A 13794-nucleotide genomic window follows, 5' to 3' on the forward strand; every position below is an offset into this window, starting at 1 on the left:
GGGCGGTAGCTTGCTGCCAGGTCCGCATCGCATGACCGTCGGTGGCAGAGGCTGCCGGCATCGATATCACATTCCATGAGAAGAAATTGTATGGCTTTGCGTCGCGTGGCAACGGCGCTGCTGGTGGCTGGACTGATCACCGCGCAGACGGCACAGGCAGAGGTGACACTCAACTTCGTCAACGCTGACATCGACCAGGTCGCCAAGGCGATCGGCGCGGCGACCGGCAAGACGATCATCGTCGATCCGCGGGTGAAGGGGCAACTGAACCTCGTGTCCGAAAACGCGGTACCCGAGGATCAGGCGCTCAAAACCCTGGAGTCCGCGCTGCGCATGCAGGGCTTCGCGCTCGTGCAGGATCACGGCGTGCTGAAAGTGGTGCCCGAGGCCGACGCCAAGCTGCAAGGCGTGCCGACCTACGTCGGCAACGCGCCGACGGCGCGCGGCGACCAGGTCGTCACGCAGGTCTTCACGCTGAGGAACGAATCGGCCAACAACCTGCTGCCGGTACTGCGTCCGCTGATTTCGCCGAACAACACCGTCGCGGCCTACCCCGCCAACAATACGATCGTCGTCACCGACTACGCCGACAACGTGCGGCGCATCGCGCAGATCATCGCGGGCATCGATAACGCGGCAGGCCAGTCGGTGGCGGTCGTGCCGCTGAAGAATGCGAATGCGATCGACATCGCGCAGCAGATGAACAAGATGCTCGATCCGGGCTCGATAGGCAGTACGGACGCGACGCTGAAGGTGTCGATCGCAGCGGATCCGCGCACCAACTCGCTACTGATGCGCGCGTCGAACACCGCACGTCTCGCGGCGGCAAAGGAGCTCGCGAAACAGCTCGACGTGCCGACCACGATGCCGGGCAACATTCACGTCGTGCCGCTGCGCAACGCGGACGCGACCAAGCTCGCGCGCACGCTGCGCAACATGCTCGGCAAGGGCGGCGGCGAAGGCTCGTCGGGCGGCTCGAACGAGGCGAACTCGTTCAACCAGAACAGCAGTGGTGGTGGCGGCGGCGGTCTGTCGAACGCCAGCAATTCGACGGGCACGTCGGGCACGCCACCGTTGCCGTCAGGCGGACTCGGCAGCAGCTCGATGAACTCGCCGATGGGCGGCGGCGCCTCGGGCTCGAATAGCAATAGTGGCGGCTTTCTCGGCGGAGACAAGGAGAAGAGCGAGGACCAGGGCGGCGGCATGATCACGGCCGATCCCGCAACCAACTCGCTGATCATCACGGCGCCCGAAGCGACGTACCGCAACTTGCGCGCGGTGATCGACCAGCTCGATGCACGTCGCGCGCAGGTGTATATCGAGGCGCTGATCGTCGAGCTGAACTCGAATACGAGCGGCAACCTCGGGATTCAGTGGCAGGTCGCGAACGGTAACTTGTATGCCAATACCAACCTGTCGACTGGCTCGGGCAACAGCATCGTCAACCTGACGGCGGCCGCGGCCGCTGCCGGCTCGACCGGCGGTCTCGCTGCGGCACTGGGCGCCCAGAACTTGCAACAGGGCCTGAACGTTGGCTGGATCCACAACATTTTCGGCGTGCAGGGTCTCGGCGCGCTGCTGCAGGCGCTGTCGCAGACCGCCGACGCGAACGTGCTGTCCACGCCGAACCTGATCACGCTCGATAACGAAGAAGCGAAGATCATCGTCGGTACCAACGTGCCGATCCAGACCGGTTCGTACTCGAACCTGACGAGCAGCACGACGAGCTCGGCGTTCAACACGTACGACCGTGTCGATGTCGGTCTGACGCTGCACGTGAAGCCGCAGATTACCGACGGCGGCATCCTGAAGCTGCAGCTCTACACGGAAGATTCGGCGATCGTGAACGGTACGAACAACGCGGCGACGAACCCGGCGGGCCCGGAATTCACGAAGCGTTCGATCCAGTCGACCGTGCTGTGCGATAACGGCGAGATCATCGTGCTCGGCGGCCTGATGCAGGACAACTACCAGGTCAGCAACAGCAAGGTGCCGCTGCTCGGCGACATTCCGTGGCTGGGCCAGCTGTTCCGCTCCGAGCAAAAGACGCGCGACAAGACTAACCTGATGGTATTCCTGCGCCCGGTCATTCTCGCCGATCGCGACACCACCCAGGCCGTCACGGCGAACCGCTACGACTACGTCCAGGGCGTGCAGGGTGCGTACCGTTCGGACAACAACATCATGAAGGATCGCGACGATCCGGTCGTGCCGCCGATGCCGCTCGGCCCGAGCCAGGGCGGTGTGCCGGCGCTGAACCTGTTCGATCTGAACCAGATGCGCCGCCAGCAGATGATGCCGCAGCAGGCACCGCGACAGGTGCCTCAACAGGTGCCGCCGCAGGCGGTGCCGCAAGCCAACGCGCAGCCCACCACGCAACCCGTGCCGCAATCGATGCCGCAAACCGTGCCGCAACCGGCGGTCGTCGATCCGGCCAGCGGCGTGGGGCCGAGTACGGTATCGCCGGGAGCTCGTCCGTGACGCAGACGCCCGCGCAAACCGCGCCATCGCAAGGTCTGTTGAACGGCGCCGCCTCCGGCGAGCGCGCGGCGCCCTCGCCGCTCGCCGCCCGGCTCGTGCCGTACGGTTTCGCGCGCAGCGGCCAGGTCCTGGTCGCGCATCAGTATGCCGATAGCCTCGAAGTCTGGATCAGCGAGCGCACGAGCGAAGCCGCGCTTGCCGAAATCGCGCGCAACTACGGCACGGTATCGGTCGTGCGCGTGCCCGCCGACGATCTCGCGCAGGCGATCAACCAGGCCTATGCGCGCCAGGACGGCAGCGCCGCGCAGGTGGTCGGTGAAGTGGAAGGCGAAGTCGATCTGTCGCGTCTGATGCAGGACATTCCCGAGGTCGAGGATCTGCTCGAATCGGAAGACGACGCGCCGATCATCCGCATGATCAACGCGCTGCTCACGCAAGCGGCGCGCGAACAAGCATCGGATATTCATATCGAGCCGTTCGAGAATGCGTCCGTGGTGCGCTTTCGCGTCGACGGCACGCTGCGCGACGTGGTGCGGCCGAAAAAAGCGCTGCACGGCGCGCTGATCTCGCGGATCAAGATCATGGCGCAGCTCGACATCGCGGAGAAACGTCTGCCGCAGGACGGCCGCATTACGCTGCGCGTCGGCGGTCGTCCGGTCGACGTGCGCGTATCGACGCTGCCCACCGGCCACGGCGAGCGCGCGGTGCTGCGGCTGCTTGAAAAAGACGCGGCGCGACTGAATCTCGAAGCGCTGGGCATGGCATCCGACACGCTCGGCAAGTTCGACAAGCTGATCGGCAAGCCGCACGGCATCGTGCTCGTGACGGGCCCGACCGGCTCCGGCAAGACCACGACGCTGTATGCGTCGATGTCGCGACTGGAGACGGCGACCACCAACATCATGACGGTGGAAGACCCGATCGAATACGACCTGTCCGGCATCGGCCAGACCCAGGTCAACGAGCGGATCGGCATGAGCTTTGCGCGCGCGTTGCGCTCGATTCTGCGTCAGGATCCGGACATCATCATGATCGGTGAAATCCGCGACCTCGAAACCGCGCAGATCGCGGTGCAGGCCTCGCTGACCGGCCACCTGGTGCTCGCGACGCTGCACACGAACGACGCGGCATCCGCCGTCACGCGTCTGACCGACATGGGCGTCGAGCCGTATCTGCTCGCCTCGTCGCTGCTCGGCGTGCTCGCGCAGCGGCTCGTGCGGCGGCTGTGCCCGGTATGTCGCGAAGAGCGTACGGAAGAGGACGGCAGCAAGCGCTGGCATCCGGTCGGCTGCGACCGTTGTGGCCAATCCGGTTACGCGGGACGGCGCGGCGTCTACGAGCTGCTGCTGATCGATGAGACGATCCGTTCGCTGATCCACCGCAACGCGGCGGACGCCGAAATTCTCGAAGCGGGCCGCGCGCACGGCATGCGCACGCTGCGCGAGGATTCAGAGCGCTGGCTCGCCTCGGGACTGACGTCGCTCGAAGAAGTGATTCGCGTGACGGGCGGAGCATAAGCGCATGCCGGCATTCCGTTTCGAAGCGATCGACGCGGCGGGCAAGGCACAAAAAGGCGTGCTCGACGCCGACAGTGCGCGCGGCGCGCGCACCAACCTGCGCTCGCAGGGACTCACTCCGCTCGTCGTCGAACCGGCGGCGTCGCGCACCCGCGGCGAGCGCAATCAGCGGCTCGCGCTCGGGCGTCGTCTGTCGCAGCGCGAGCAGGCCATTCTGACGCGGCAGCTCGCGAGTCTGCTGATCGCGGGTCTGCCGCTCGACGAAGCGCTCGCGGTGCTCACCGAGCAGTCGGAGCGCGACTACATCCGCGAGCTGATGGCGGCGATTCGCGCCGAAGTGCTCGGCGGTCATTCGCTCGCGAATGCGCTGCAGCAGCATCCGAAGGACTTCCCCGAGATCTACCGGGCGCTCGTCGCGGCCGGCGAACACACGGGCAAGCTCGGCCTGGTGCTGTCGCGGCTCGCCGACTACATCGAGCAGCGCAATGCACTGAAGCAGAAGATCGTGCTGGCGTTCACGTATCCGACGATCGTCACGATCATCGCGTTCGGCATCGTCACGTTCCTGCTCAGCTATGTGGTGCCGCAGGTCGTCAACGTGTTCGCGAGCACCAAGCAGCAACTGCCGTTTCTGACGATCGTGATGATGGCGCTGTCCGGCTTCGTGCGGCACTGGTGGTGGGCGATGCTGATCGGCGCGATCGTGGTCGTCTATCTGGTGCGCGCGACCCTCAGGCAACCGGGCCCACGGCTCGCCTTCGACCGCTGGCTGCTGACCGCGCCGCTGATCGGCAAGCTCGTGCGCGGCTATAACACGGTCCGCTTCGCCAGCACGCTCGGCATTCTGACCGCGGCGGGCGTGCCGATTCTGCGCGCGCTGCAAGCCGCGGCCGAAACGCTCAGCAACAATGCGATGCGCGAGAACATCGACGACGCGATCGTGCGAGTGCGCGAAGGTACGTCGCTGTCGCGCGCGCTCGGCAACACGAAGACGTTTCCGCCGGTGCTCGTGCACCTGATCCGCTCGGGCGAAGCGACCGGCGACGTGACGACGATGCTCGATCGCGCGGCCGATGGCGAAGCGCGCGAGCTGGAGCGTCGCACGATGTTCCTGACGAGCCTGCTGGAGCCGCTGCTGATCCTGGCGATGGGGGGCGTGGTGCTGGTGATCGTGCTCGCGGTGATGCTGCCGATCATCGAACTGAACAACCTCGTGCAGTAGTAGTCGTCGTAGCGCGAGGAAGGAAGAGAAAGGATTTGCGCGGCATGCGGTATCAGCCGCGCAACCGCTTCGGGTTTCAGCGCACGTAAATGGTGGGACCGCTGGAGTTGGGGGGCAGGAAGATTTCCGAGTGGGCGCCGTTGCGGTCGATGATGATCGAGCGGGCGCGGACCTCGGAGAGCCTGGTGCCTTGCATCAGCGTGCTGCCGAGCGACACCGCGCGCGGCGGCTCGCCACCGACGCTGACGATCGCCGCGGCGCCTTCGCTCAACGCGAGGATGCCGAAGAGATGGATGTCCTGATTGACGTTGCGCGTGAGCTGTCCGCCGAACAGCGTCGCGGCCTGATCGGTCGAGACCTGCGCATGCGCCGCCGCAGCCGGCAACGGCGCGCCGGACAACGTGATGAGCGTGATGACCCAGTAGGTCAGCGTCGCGCAGAAAGCGGCGAACAGCGCGAGCGACAGGAGGCGGATTTGGATGGCGTTCATGCGCACATTGTACGGACTATTGTGAAAATTGCGGTGGGTTGAAACCCTTCAACTGCATGACATTAAAATGACGGCCCGGCGTGTTCAATCTGATAAGCCGGGCCGAAAATTTCACCTGAAAAGAGGTAGCAACCTATGCAACTGTCGACCATTCGCCGCGCTGACAACGCGGGTTCGCGCGGCCGTCGTCAACGCGGTTTCACGCTGATCGAAATCATGGTCGTGATCGCCATTCTTGGCATTCTCGCCGCGCTGATCGTGCCGAAGATCATGAGCCGTCCGGACGAAGCGCGGCGCGTTGCCGCGAAGCAGGACATTGGCACCGTGATGCAGGCGTTGAAGCTCTATCGCCTCGACAACGGCCGCTATCCGACCCAGGAGCAAGGCCTGCACGCACTGATCGAAAAGCCGTCCACCGACCCGGTGCCGAACAACTGGAAGGACGGCGGCTATCTCGAGCGTCTGCCGAACGATCCGTGGGGCAATGCGTACCAGTACCTGAATCCCGGCGTGCACGGCGAGGTCGATGTGTTCAGCTACGGCGCCGATGGCAAACCGGGCGGCGAAGGCAACGACGCCGACGTCGGGTCCTGGCAATGAACAGGCTGAACCTGGCATTCCGCCAGACTCGATGATGTTCATGCACGCGCCCTCCTTGCCGCTGGTTCGGCCGCTTGTTTCGCCAGGCACCCTGCCCGCCACGCCGTTATGTTCGCGGCGCGTGCAAGCGTGCGTGCTTCACCGATGCATTGCTGTATGAATTTCCGTTGATCGTCGATGGCCGGCACTATGCGCACGTCCGCTTGCAAGTCCCGTGTGGACACTCCGTGTACGGCTTCGCGGCCGCGCTCCCGCCTGCGCCGCCGCCGCGCGGCAGGCTTCACGCTGCTCGAAATGATGGTCGTGCTCGTGATCGCGGGCCTGCTCGTGTCGCTGACCGCGGTCACGATGACCCGCAATCCGCGCACCGATCTGAACGAGGAAGCGCAGCGTCTCGCGTTGCTGTTCGAATCGGCTGGCGATGAAGCGCAGGTGCGCGCGCGGCCGATCGCGTGGCAGCCGTTCGAGGGCGGCTTCCGTTTCGATCAGCGCACCCAGGACGGCTGGCGTCCGCTGCGCGACGATCTGCTCGGACCGCGTCAGTGGGAAGGCGGCGTGACCAGTGTCGCGATCAGTTACCCGGGCTCGGATTCGCACGCCGATCGCATCGTGTTCGGTACCGAGGCGATCGACGTGCCGGTGCAGGTCACGCTGTTTTCGGCGGCCGGCCAGGCGACGATCGTCGGTACCGGCAATGGCCGCTACGAGGTGCGCTGAGATGCGGATGCTTCGCTATGGCAGGTCGGTCCGTGCCCCTTCCCTCTTCATGATGCGCGATGTCGGGTGCCGCGAGGAGCGTGGCTTCACGATGATCGAGGTGCTGGTCGCGCTCGCCATCATCGCGATCGCGCTTGCCGCGTCGCTGCGCGCGGTCGGCAGTCTCGCGAGCGGCGAAGCCGATCTGCACCGGCGTCTGCTCGCCGGCTGGAGCGCGGACAACGCGCTCGCGGACCTTCATCTGAAGCATGCATGGCCCAACATCGGCTCAACGAGCTTCGATTGCTCGCAAGGCAATCTGCAACTGCGCTGTACCGAGCACGTGACGGCGACGCCGAATCCGGTGTTTCGCCGTGTCGAAGTGATGGTGACGATGCCTGGGCAGTCCGGCAATCTCGCGCAGATGGTCACGGTGGTCGCGAATGAAAACAACCGCTCGCTGTGAGCGCCGCCGCCGTTATGGCGCGCGCGGCTTCACGCTGATCGAACTGCTGGTCGCGATCGCGATCCTCGCGGTGATCGCCGTGCTGTCATGGCGCGGGCTCGATCAGATCATCCGCGGCCGCACGACGATCACGAACGCGATGGAAGACGAACGCGTGTTCGCGCAGCTGTTCGACCAGATGCGCATCGACGCACGCCAGGCCGCCAGCGACGACGAATCCGGCCAGGCCGCGGTCTCGGTGTCCGGCAACACGCTGCAGATCGTGCGGCACATGGTGCTGCCGGCCACCGCGCCGCGTCTGCAGGTGGTGCGCTATCAGATCTCGAACGGCCGCGTGGTGCGCTACGCGTCGCCGCCGCTCGGCAACGTCGGCGAATTGCGGCGCGCGTTGCACGGCAGCGACGAAGGCTGGAGCGCGGTGCCGCTGATGGGTGGCGTCGGCTCGATCTCGGCGCGCATGTACGTGCCGAAGCTCGGCTGGACCATACGGATGAACGACGTACAGACCGCGCTGACCGAAGCCGTCAACAACCTGAAGGTGCCGCAGCTCGGCAACGCGCCGATGCCGCGCTCGGTGACGGGGCTCGAGGTCAGCATCGGCGCAACATCGCTCGCGCGGCCGGTCACGCGCGTTTTTCTGGTCGGAGAATGACATGACGTTCTCCTCGTCGTCGTCGAAAAGGTCGGCATCCGGTTCGCGCGTGGCCGGCGCGCGCGAGCGCGGTGTGGCCATCATCAGCGCGCTGCTCGTCGTCGCGCTGTCGGCGATCCTCGTGTCCGGCATGTTGTGGCGCCAGCAGGTGCAAATCCGGCGCATCGAGAATCAGCGGCTGTTGTCGCAGGCGCAATGGGTCGCGCGCGGCGCGCTCGACTGGACCCGGCTGATTCTGCGCTCCGAAGGCGATACGTCGGCTGGCATCACGTATCTGGGTGGCTTGTGGGGCGTGCCGATCGCGAAAACCCGGCTGTCGGATTTTCTCGGCCAGATTGGCGAGGTACGCGCTGAGCAAGGCGCGGCCACCTACCTGTCGGGATCGATCGAGGACGCGCAGTCCCGATTCAATCTGCGCAATCTGGTCGCAAGTCCGGCGCCCGGCGTGACGCAAATCAGCGCCGAGCAGATGGCCGCGTATCAGCGCCTGCTGGTGTCGCTCGGCCTGAGCGGGCAGCTCGCCAAAGTGACCGCGCTGCACGTGCGCGCGGGGCTGTCGCAATCGGCGACGCGCTTTCAGACCGGCACGTCGATCAGCAGCACGCCGCAGGTGGGTGGCGGCGGCGGTATGACGGGCGGCAACTTCACGAACCAGCCCGGCATCGAGGACGGCGACGACAACGTGGCGGTCGCGCCGCTGCTGATGACGAGCGTCGATTCGCTGCTCGACATTCCGGGCTACACGCCGGAGATCGTCGCGAAGCTGCGGCCGTTCGTCACCGTGCTGCCTACGACCACCGCGATCAACATGAACACCGCGTCGGCCGAAGTGATCGCGGCGATGGTGCCGGGCATGACCGTGTCGCAGGCGCAAGCACTCGTCGCGCGGCGCCAGACCGTGTTTTTCCGCAACGTCGGCGACGTGCAGCTCGCGCTGACCGCCGCCGGTGTGCAATCGGTGTCGATCGATCCGAATGAGTTCGACGTCAATTCGAGCTACTTTTTAGTCCACGGCAGTGTGCAGCACGAGCGCGCCGAAGTGGATCGCACGACGCTCGTCTATCGCGATCCGCTAACTCACACCACGCGTATCGTGCGGGTACAAGACCAACTATGAACAACGCAATCCACAGAGAGAGTGGCCTTTGAGCACGCTGATCGTCCTATTGCCACCGCGTGATCCGGCGGTGCCCTCGCAGGAATGGCAACTGCCCGAGCTGCCGTTCGTGCTGCTCGACAAGACGGGGCGCACGCAGCGCGCCGGCCGCTCGGCACTCGCGCTGCTGCCGCGCGCCGGCACGACGGTGCTGATGCTCGCCGCGCGCGACCTGCTGCTGATGCCCGCGACGCTGCCGCCGCTGCGTGGCCCGAAGCTGCGCCAGGCGCTGCCCAATATCGTCGAGGATCAACTGATCCAGGACCCGCAGACCTGCCACATCGCGGTCGATCCGCAGGGGCTTGGTGAAGGTCGGCACCTGCTCGCGATCATTGATCGCGGCTGGTTCCGTTTCATCTGTGAGGCGTTCACGGCGGCCGGTCATCGCAGTCTGCGCGCGGTGCCGGTCACGCGTTGCCTGCCGCTGGCGCCGGTGACCGAAGTTGCCGCGAACGTCGATGAAACAGCCGAAGTGCGCGAGCCGACGATGGCCGGCGCGGCGAGCGTCGCGACGTCGCTACCGGGCATCGCGCCGGTGGTCGCGCCCGAAGCGCCGTCCATCGTGCCGATGGTGGCCGCGGTGCTCGGTGCGGTCGTGCAGACCGCACCCGCGCTGCTCGTCGAAGGCGCGCTCGACAGCGGCGTGCCGCGCGTCGAACTGGCGATTGCACGCGGTGTCCAGGGCGAGGGTTTCGCGGCGCCGGCCGATGCGGTGAACGCGACGCTGTCCGCGCTAGCGGGTGCGGCGTCGGTGTCGCTGTACATGCTGACCGAGGTGCCCGGCAACGAGCCGAACCAATCCACGACGAGTCCCGCGCGGCTCGCCTCGCATATTCACGGCGCGAGTCCGCTGCCGTTCGAGCAGCTCGCGCGACGCGCGCTCGAATGCCGCTTCGACCTGTGCCAGTTCGAATTCGCGTCGCAGCCGTGGCGCCTCGATCGCGCGACGCTGCGGCGTCTGCGTCTGCCGATCGTGCTCGCGGTCGCCGCGCTCGTCGTCGCGATCATCGGCGCGAACGTGCAGTGGCTGATGCTTGCGCGTCAGCGTGACGCGATCAACACGCAGATGACGGAGCTGCTGCTCAATACGTTCCCGAAGACGACCGTCGTACTCGACGCGCCCGATCAGATGGCGCGTCAGGTGCAACAGCTGCGCGTGGCGGCGGGCGAGCTGTCGCCGGAGGATTTCCTGTCGCTCGCCGACGGCCTCGCGCGCTCGCTGTCGCCGCTGCCGGTCAACGGCATTGCCGCGCTCGACTATCACGAGCACCGCCTCGACGTGACCTTCAAATCCGCGGTCAAGGTCGACCCCGACTTCGCCAAGCGCCTCGCGCGCAACGGCCTTACCGGCGCGATCGACAGCAGTACCGGCAAGTGGACCATCAGGAACGGACAATGAAAGCTGAACTCGCTCAAACATGGGCTGGCTTCTGGGACCAGCGCACCGATCGCGAAAAGGCGCTGCTGACGTGGGGCGGCTCCGCGCTCGCCGTGGCGATTGCATGGTCGGTGCTGTGGGCGCCCGCGCAGGAAGGCCGCGCGCACCTGCGTGAATCGCTGCCCAGCCTGCAGCGGCAGCTTGCGCAGATGACCGCGCAGTCGAACGAGGCGCGCTCGCTGTCGGCGGCCGCGCAAGGTGTCGCGCCGACCGGCGCGGCGCTGAAGGACGCGCTTTCCGCATCGCTCGGCGAACATGGCCTCGCCGCGACGCAGGTGCAGTTCGTCGGCAACGCGGTGCAGGTGCAAATGAAAAACGTGGCGTTTCCAGCCTGGACCGCGTGGGTCGATGACGTGCGCAAGCAGTTCAAGGTGCAGGTCTCCGAGGCGCACATCACCGCGTTGAAAGACGACGGCCAGGTCGATCTGACGGTCGCGCTGCAACCGTCGACCGCGAAATAACAACGCGCCGCTCGCTACAGGATCTCGCATGAATTACTGGATGTGGCGCCTGCGTCCGGCGCTGCCGTGGCTGGTGGTCGCCGTTTTGTCGGTGGCGGCCGTGACGCTCGCGTTACTGCCGGCCGCCTGGATTACGCCGCGGTTCGCGCGGCAAACGCACGGGCACGTCAATCTCGTCGACGCCGAGGGCTCGCTGTGGCATGGCTCGGCGACCCTGATGCTGGCCGCCGGCGCCGATATGAGCGCGGCGACGCTGCTGCCTGGTCGGATCGAATGGCGCACGGCGTTCTGGCCGCTTTTCACCGGACGCGTGCGCATGGTCATGCGCCATAGCGAGGCGATGCCCGACCCGGTCACGGTCGAAGCGACGCCGCGCGGCGCAACCGTCACGCCCGGCGCGCTCGCGGTGCCGGCGTCGCTGCTCGCGGGGCTTGGCGCGCCATTCAACACGCTCGATCTGCAGGGCAACGTGCAGCTGTCGTGGTCCGAGTGGCGCAGTTTCAACGGCGAAGCGTTCGGCCAGCTGACGATGATGCTCGACGACGTCAGCTCCCGGGTGTCGCTCGTGAAGCCGCTCGGGTCGTACCGGGTCAGGTTTCAGGCGCAGGGCACGTCGTCGGCGCTCGATCTGAGCACGATCAAGGGTCCGTTGACGCTGACCGGCAGCGGCACGGTGTCGGCCGCATCGACGTCGTTTCATGGCACGGCGAGCGCCGCGCCGGAACAGCACGATAACCTCGCCGGCCTGCTGAATCTGCTTGGCCGGCCTAGCGGGCCGGATACGGTGGCGCTGACGTTCGTGCGCTGAGTTGGGGCTGACGTGCGCTGATGTGTGCCGAGGCGCGTGTTTCGCGCGCGTGGCGCGATGAAAAAAGAGGCATGGCCGCGAGTTGCGACCATGCCTCTTCTGTTTTGTGGCATTGCTGCGCGGCGAGCGCAGCGGACATTATTTGCTCTGCACCCGCGCTTGCGGCGCGTCTGTGCCCGACGCGGTGCTCTGTGCGATGGACGGCGCGCCGACTGACGTGGCCGCAGCCGTCGGCGCCGATGCCGGCAGCGGCGCGGGCGCCGCGACATCGCCGGTCTCGCGATTCATCTGCGACGCGTCCCAGCCGCCGCCGAGCGCCTTCACGAGCCCCACCGACGACACCATCCGCTGCCCGGCGATATTCTCGAGCTTCTGTTCGGCCGTGAAAGCCGTGGTCTGCGCGGTCAGCACATTGACGAAGCCGACCGTACCCGCCTTGTACTCGTTCGTCACGATGGCGAGCGCCTGGCGCGCCGAGTCGACCGCCTGCCGCTGCACGACGATTTCCTGTTCGAGGATGCGCAGCGACGCGAGGTTGTCCTCGACGTCCTGGAACGCGGCGAGCACCGTCTGCCGATAGGTCGCGACATCCGCGTCATAGGTGGCACGCGCGGCCTCGGTTTGCGCTTTGCGCAGGCCGGCGTCGAAGATCGTCCCGGCCAGTTGCGGGCCGAGCGTCCAGAAGCGCGACGGCAACGTCAACAATTGCGAGAACACCGAGTTCTCGAAGCCGCCGGTCGCCGACAGCGTCAGCGACGGGAAGAAGGCGGCGATCGCCACGCCGATCTGCTCGTTCGCCGCCGCGGCCTTGCGTTCCGCCGATGCGATATCCGGCCTGCGTTCGAGCAGCGCGGAGGGCATCTGCGCAGGCACGGCGGGCGGCGTCGCGGTGAGCGGCATCGGCGGCAGGGAGAACATCGACGCGGGCACGCCGACCAGCACCGCGATCGCGTGCTCGTCCTGCGCGCGCTGGATGCCGTTGTCGATCGCGGCGGCCTGCGCCGATTGCAGCTGCGTTTGCGCCTGGATCACGTCCGAGCGCGCGGCGACGCCGGCCGCGTACTGATTCTGCGTGAGTTGCAGCGAGCGCTGATAGGCGATCACGGTGTCGTCGAGCAGCTTCTGCGTGGAGTCGAGCGCGCGCAGCAGGAAGTAGGTCTGCGCGAGCGTGGCCTGGGCGGACAGGCGCGCGTTCGCGAGGTCGGCGGCCGCGCCCTGCTGGCCGGCTTTCTGCGCGTTGACCGAGCGCGTGACCGAGCCCCACAGGTCGGGCTCCCAGCTCGCCGTCATCTGCACGTTGAAGCTGTTGGTGATGCCCTCGCGACTGGTCGCCGTAGTCGCATTGCCACCGGTTTGCGTGCCGTTGCCCGAGCGCGTCGCGCCCGCCGATGCACCGATCGTCGGGAAGTACGCTGCCCGCGCTTCGCCGACGAGCGCGCGCGCCTGCCGGTAGCTCGCGGCGAATTGCGCGATGGTCTGGTTCGCGGTGTTGAGCTTGGCTTCGAGTTCGTTGAGCTTCGGGTCTTCGTAGATCGCCCACCAGTCGCCGCGGTCGTGTTGATCGGCGGGTTCGGCGACTTTCCAGCCGGGCGCGGCTTCCTTGAACGACGCGGGGATCTCGGTGGCCGGCCGCTGATAGTTCGGACCGACCGCGCAGGCGGCCAGGAGCGTCGCGCAGGCCGCGCTCACGGCAAGGGACAGGACGCGCGGCGCAAGCGGCCGCGACATTCGATCAGACTGCATGCAATGAATTCCTTCTGGACGCCGCAATGCGGCCGGGAATGGCGCCACCGGCCGGGCGAGATCG

At 66.6% G+C, this 13794-nt stretch carries 13 protein-coding genes; 11 read left to right on the plus strand and 2 right to left on the minus strand.

The window, feature by feature from the left end:
• Positions 1-90 precede the first annotated feature (90 nt).
• The 3 genes from gspD to gspF are packed head-to-tail and all read left to right on the plus strand — an operon-like array spanning position 91 to position 5220.
• Positions 91-2481, plus strand: a complete 2391-nt coding sequence (gene gspD / locus F6X40_RS08820) for a type II secretion system secretin GspD (protein WP_187627460.1) — start codon at positions 91-93, stop codon at positions 2479-2481.
• Entirely contained in the window at positions 2478-3998 is a 1521-nt protein-coding gene (gene gspE / locus F6X40_RS08825) for a type II secretion system ATPase GspE (protein WP_410452390.1), read from the plus strand. Before gspD ends, gspE begins: the two co-directional genes overlap by 4 nt.
• Positions 3999-4002: 4 nt before the next feature.
• On the plus strand, positions 4003-5220 hold the full coding sequence (gene gspF, locus F6X40_RS08830; protein ID WP_184036826.1) for a type II secretion system inner membrane protein GspF: 1218 nt from the start codon (positions 4003-4005) through the stop codon (positions 5218-5220).
• A gap of 76 nt (positions 5221-5296) precedes the next feature.
• Here the strand turns inward: gspF and F6X40_RS08835 are convergent, their stop codons facing one another.
• Positions 5297-5710, minus strand: a complete 414-nt coding sequence (locus F6X40_RS08835) for a type II secretion system protein N (protein WP_184069892.1) — start codon at positions 5708-5710, stop codon at positions 5297-5299.
• A gap of 135 nt (positions 5711-5845) precedes the next feature.
• Here F6X40_RS08835 and gspG point away from each other — a divergent pair, with 135 nt between their 5' ends.
• The 8 genes from gspG (at position 5846) to F6X40_RS08875 (ending at position 11987) form a co-directional block, all read left to right on the plus strand.
• Complete coding sequence (gspG, locus tag F6X40_RS08840) at positions 5846-6310, plus strand: type II secretion system major pseudopilin GspG (protein ID WP_184069894.1); 465 nt, start codon at positions 5846-5848, stop codon at positions 6308-6310.
• A gap of 189 nt (positions 6311-6499) precedes the next feature.
• Positions 6500-7027 (plus strand): GspH/FimT family pseudopilin, encoded by a 528-nt coding sequence (locus F6X40_RS08845; RefSeq protein WP_409259081.1) that lies wholly within the window; start codon positions 6500-6502, stop codon positions 7025-7027.
• A gap of 52 nt (positions 7028-7079) precedes the next feature.
• Positions 7080-7472: a type II secretion system minor pseudopilin GspI gene (gene gspI / locus F6X40_RS08850; RefSeq protein WP_184069951.1), complete on the plus strand. Its 393-nt coding sequence runs from the start codon at positions 7080-7082 to the stop codon at positions 7470-7472.
• Entirely contained in the window at positions 7450-8124 is a 675-nt protein-coding gene (locus F6X40_RS08855) for a type II secretion system protein J (RefSeq protein WP_187627461.1), read from the plus strand. Before gspI ends, F6X40_RS08855 begins: the two co-directional genes overlap by 23 nt.
• A gap of 1 nt (position 8125) precedes the next feature.
• A complete protein-coding gene (gspK, locus tag F6X40_RS08860) occupies positions 8126-9241 on the plus strand; it encodes a type II secretion system minor pseudopilin GspK (RefSeq protein ID WP_187627462.1) in 1116 nt (371 codons plus the stop codon).
• Positions 9242-9269: 28 nt separating this feature from the next.
• Positions 9270-10679 (plus strand): type II secretion system protein GspL, encoded by a 1410-nt coding sequence (gene gspL / locus F6X40_RS08865; RefSeq protein ID WP_187627463.1) that lies wholly within the window; start codon positions 9270-9272, stop codon positions 10677-10679.
• Positions 10676-11179 (plus strand): type II secretion system protein M, encoded by a 504-nt coding sequence (locus F6X40_RS08870; RefSeq protein WP_184069902.1) that lies wholly within the window; start codon positions 10676-10678, stop codon positions 11177-11179. The genes gspL and F6X40_RS08870 overlap by 4 nt, the downstream gene beginning before the upstream one ends.
• 28 nt (positions 11180-11207) lie before the next feature.
• Entirely contained in the window at positions 11208-11987 is a 780-nt protein-coding gene (locus F6X40_RS08875) for a type II secretion system protein N (protein ID WP_187627464.1), read from the plus strand.
• 138 nt (positions 11988-12125) lie between these two features.
• On the opposite strand, the gene F6X40_RS08880 is transcribed toward F6X40_RS08875, so the two are convergent.
• Positions 12126-13730: an efflux transporter outer membrane subunit gene (locus tag F6X40_RS08880; RefSeq protein ID WP_187627465.1), complete on the minus strand. Its 1605-nt coding sequence runs from the start codon at positions 13728-13730 to the stop codon at positions 12126-12128.
• Positions 13731-13794 lie beyond the last annotated feature (64 nt).

Origin of the sequence: Paraburkholderia sp. UCT31, from assembly GCF_014397655.1 — a bacterium.
In the GTDB taxonomy this organism is placed as follows: Bacteria; Pseudomonadota; Gammaproteobacteria; order Burkholderiales; family Burkholderiaceae; genus Paraburkholderia; species Paraburkholderia tuberum.

Coding starts and splice junctions, on each gene's coding strand:
- gspG (WP_184069894.1), top strand. CDS start 5,846: ATGCAACTGTCGACCATTCGCCGCGCTGACAACGCGGGTTCGCGCGGC.
- F6X40_RS08835 (WP_184069892.1), bottom strand. CDS start 5,710: ATGAACGCCATCCAAATCCGCCTCCTGTCGCTCGCGCTGTTCGCCGCT.
- F6X40_RS08875 (WP_187627464.1), top strand. CDS start 11,208: ATGAATTACTGGATGTGGCGCCTGCGTCCGGCGCTGCCGTGGCTGGTG.
- F6X40_RS08855 (WP_187627461.1), top strand. CDS start 7,450: ATGAAAACAACCGCTCGCTGTGAGCGCCGCCGCCGTTATGGCGCGCGC.
- gspI (WP_184069951.1), top strand. CDS start 7,080: ATGCGCGATGTCGGGTGCCGCGAGGAGCGTGGCTTCACGATGATCGAG.
- gspD (WP_187627460.1), top strand. CDS start 91: ATGGCTTTGCGTCGCGTGGCAACGGCGCTGCTGGTGGCTGGACTGATC.
- gspK (WP_187627462.1), top strand. CDS start 8,126: ATGACGTTCTCCTCGTCGTCGTCGAAAAGGTCGGCATCCGGTTCGCGC.
- F6X40_RS08870 (WP_184069902.1), top strand. CDS start 10,676: ATGAAAGCTGAACTCGCTCAAACATGGGCTGGCTTCTGGGACCAGCGC.
- F6X40_RS08880 (WP_187627465.1), bottom strand. CDS start 13,730: ATGCAGTCTGATCGAATGTCGCGGCCGCTTGCGCCGCGCGTCCTGTCC.
- F6X40_RS08845 (WP_409259081.1), top strand. CDS start 6,500: ATGCGCACGTCCGCTTGCAAGTCCCGTGTGGACACTCCGTGTACGGCT.
- gspF (WP_184036826.1), top strand. CDS start 4,003: ATGCCGGCATTCCGTTTCGAAGCGATCGACGCGGCGGGCAAGGCACAA.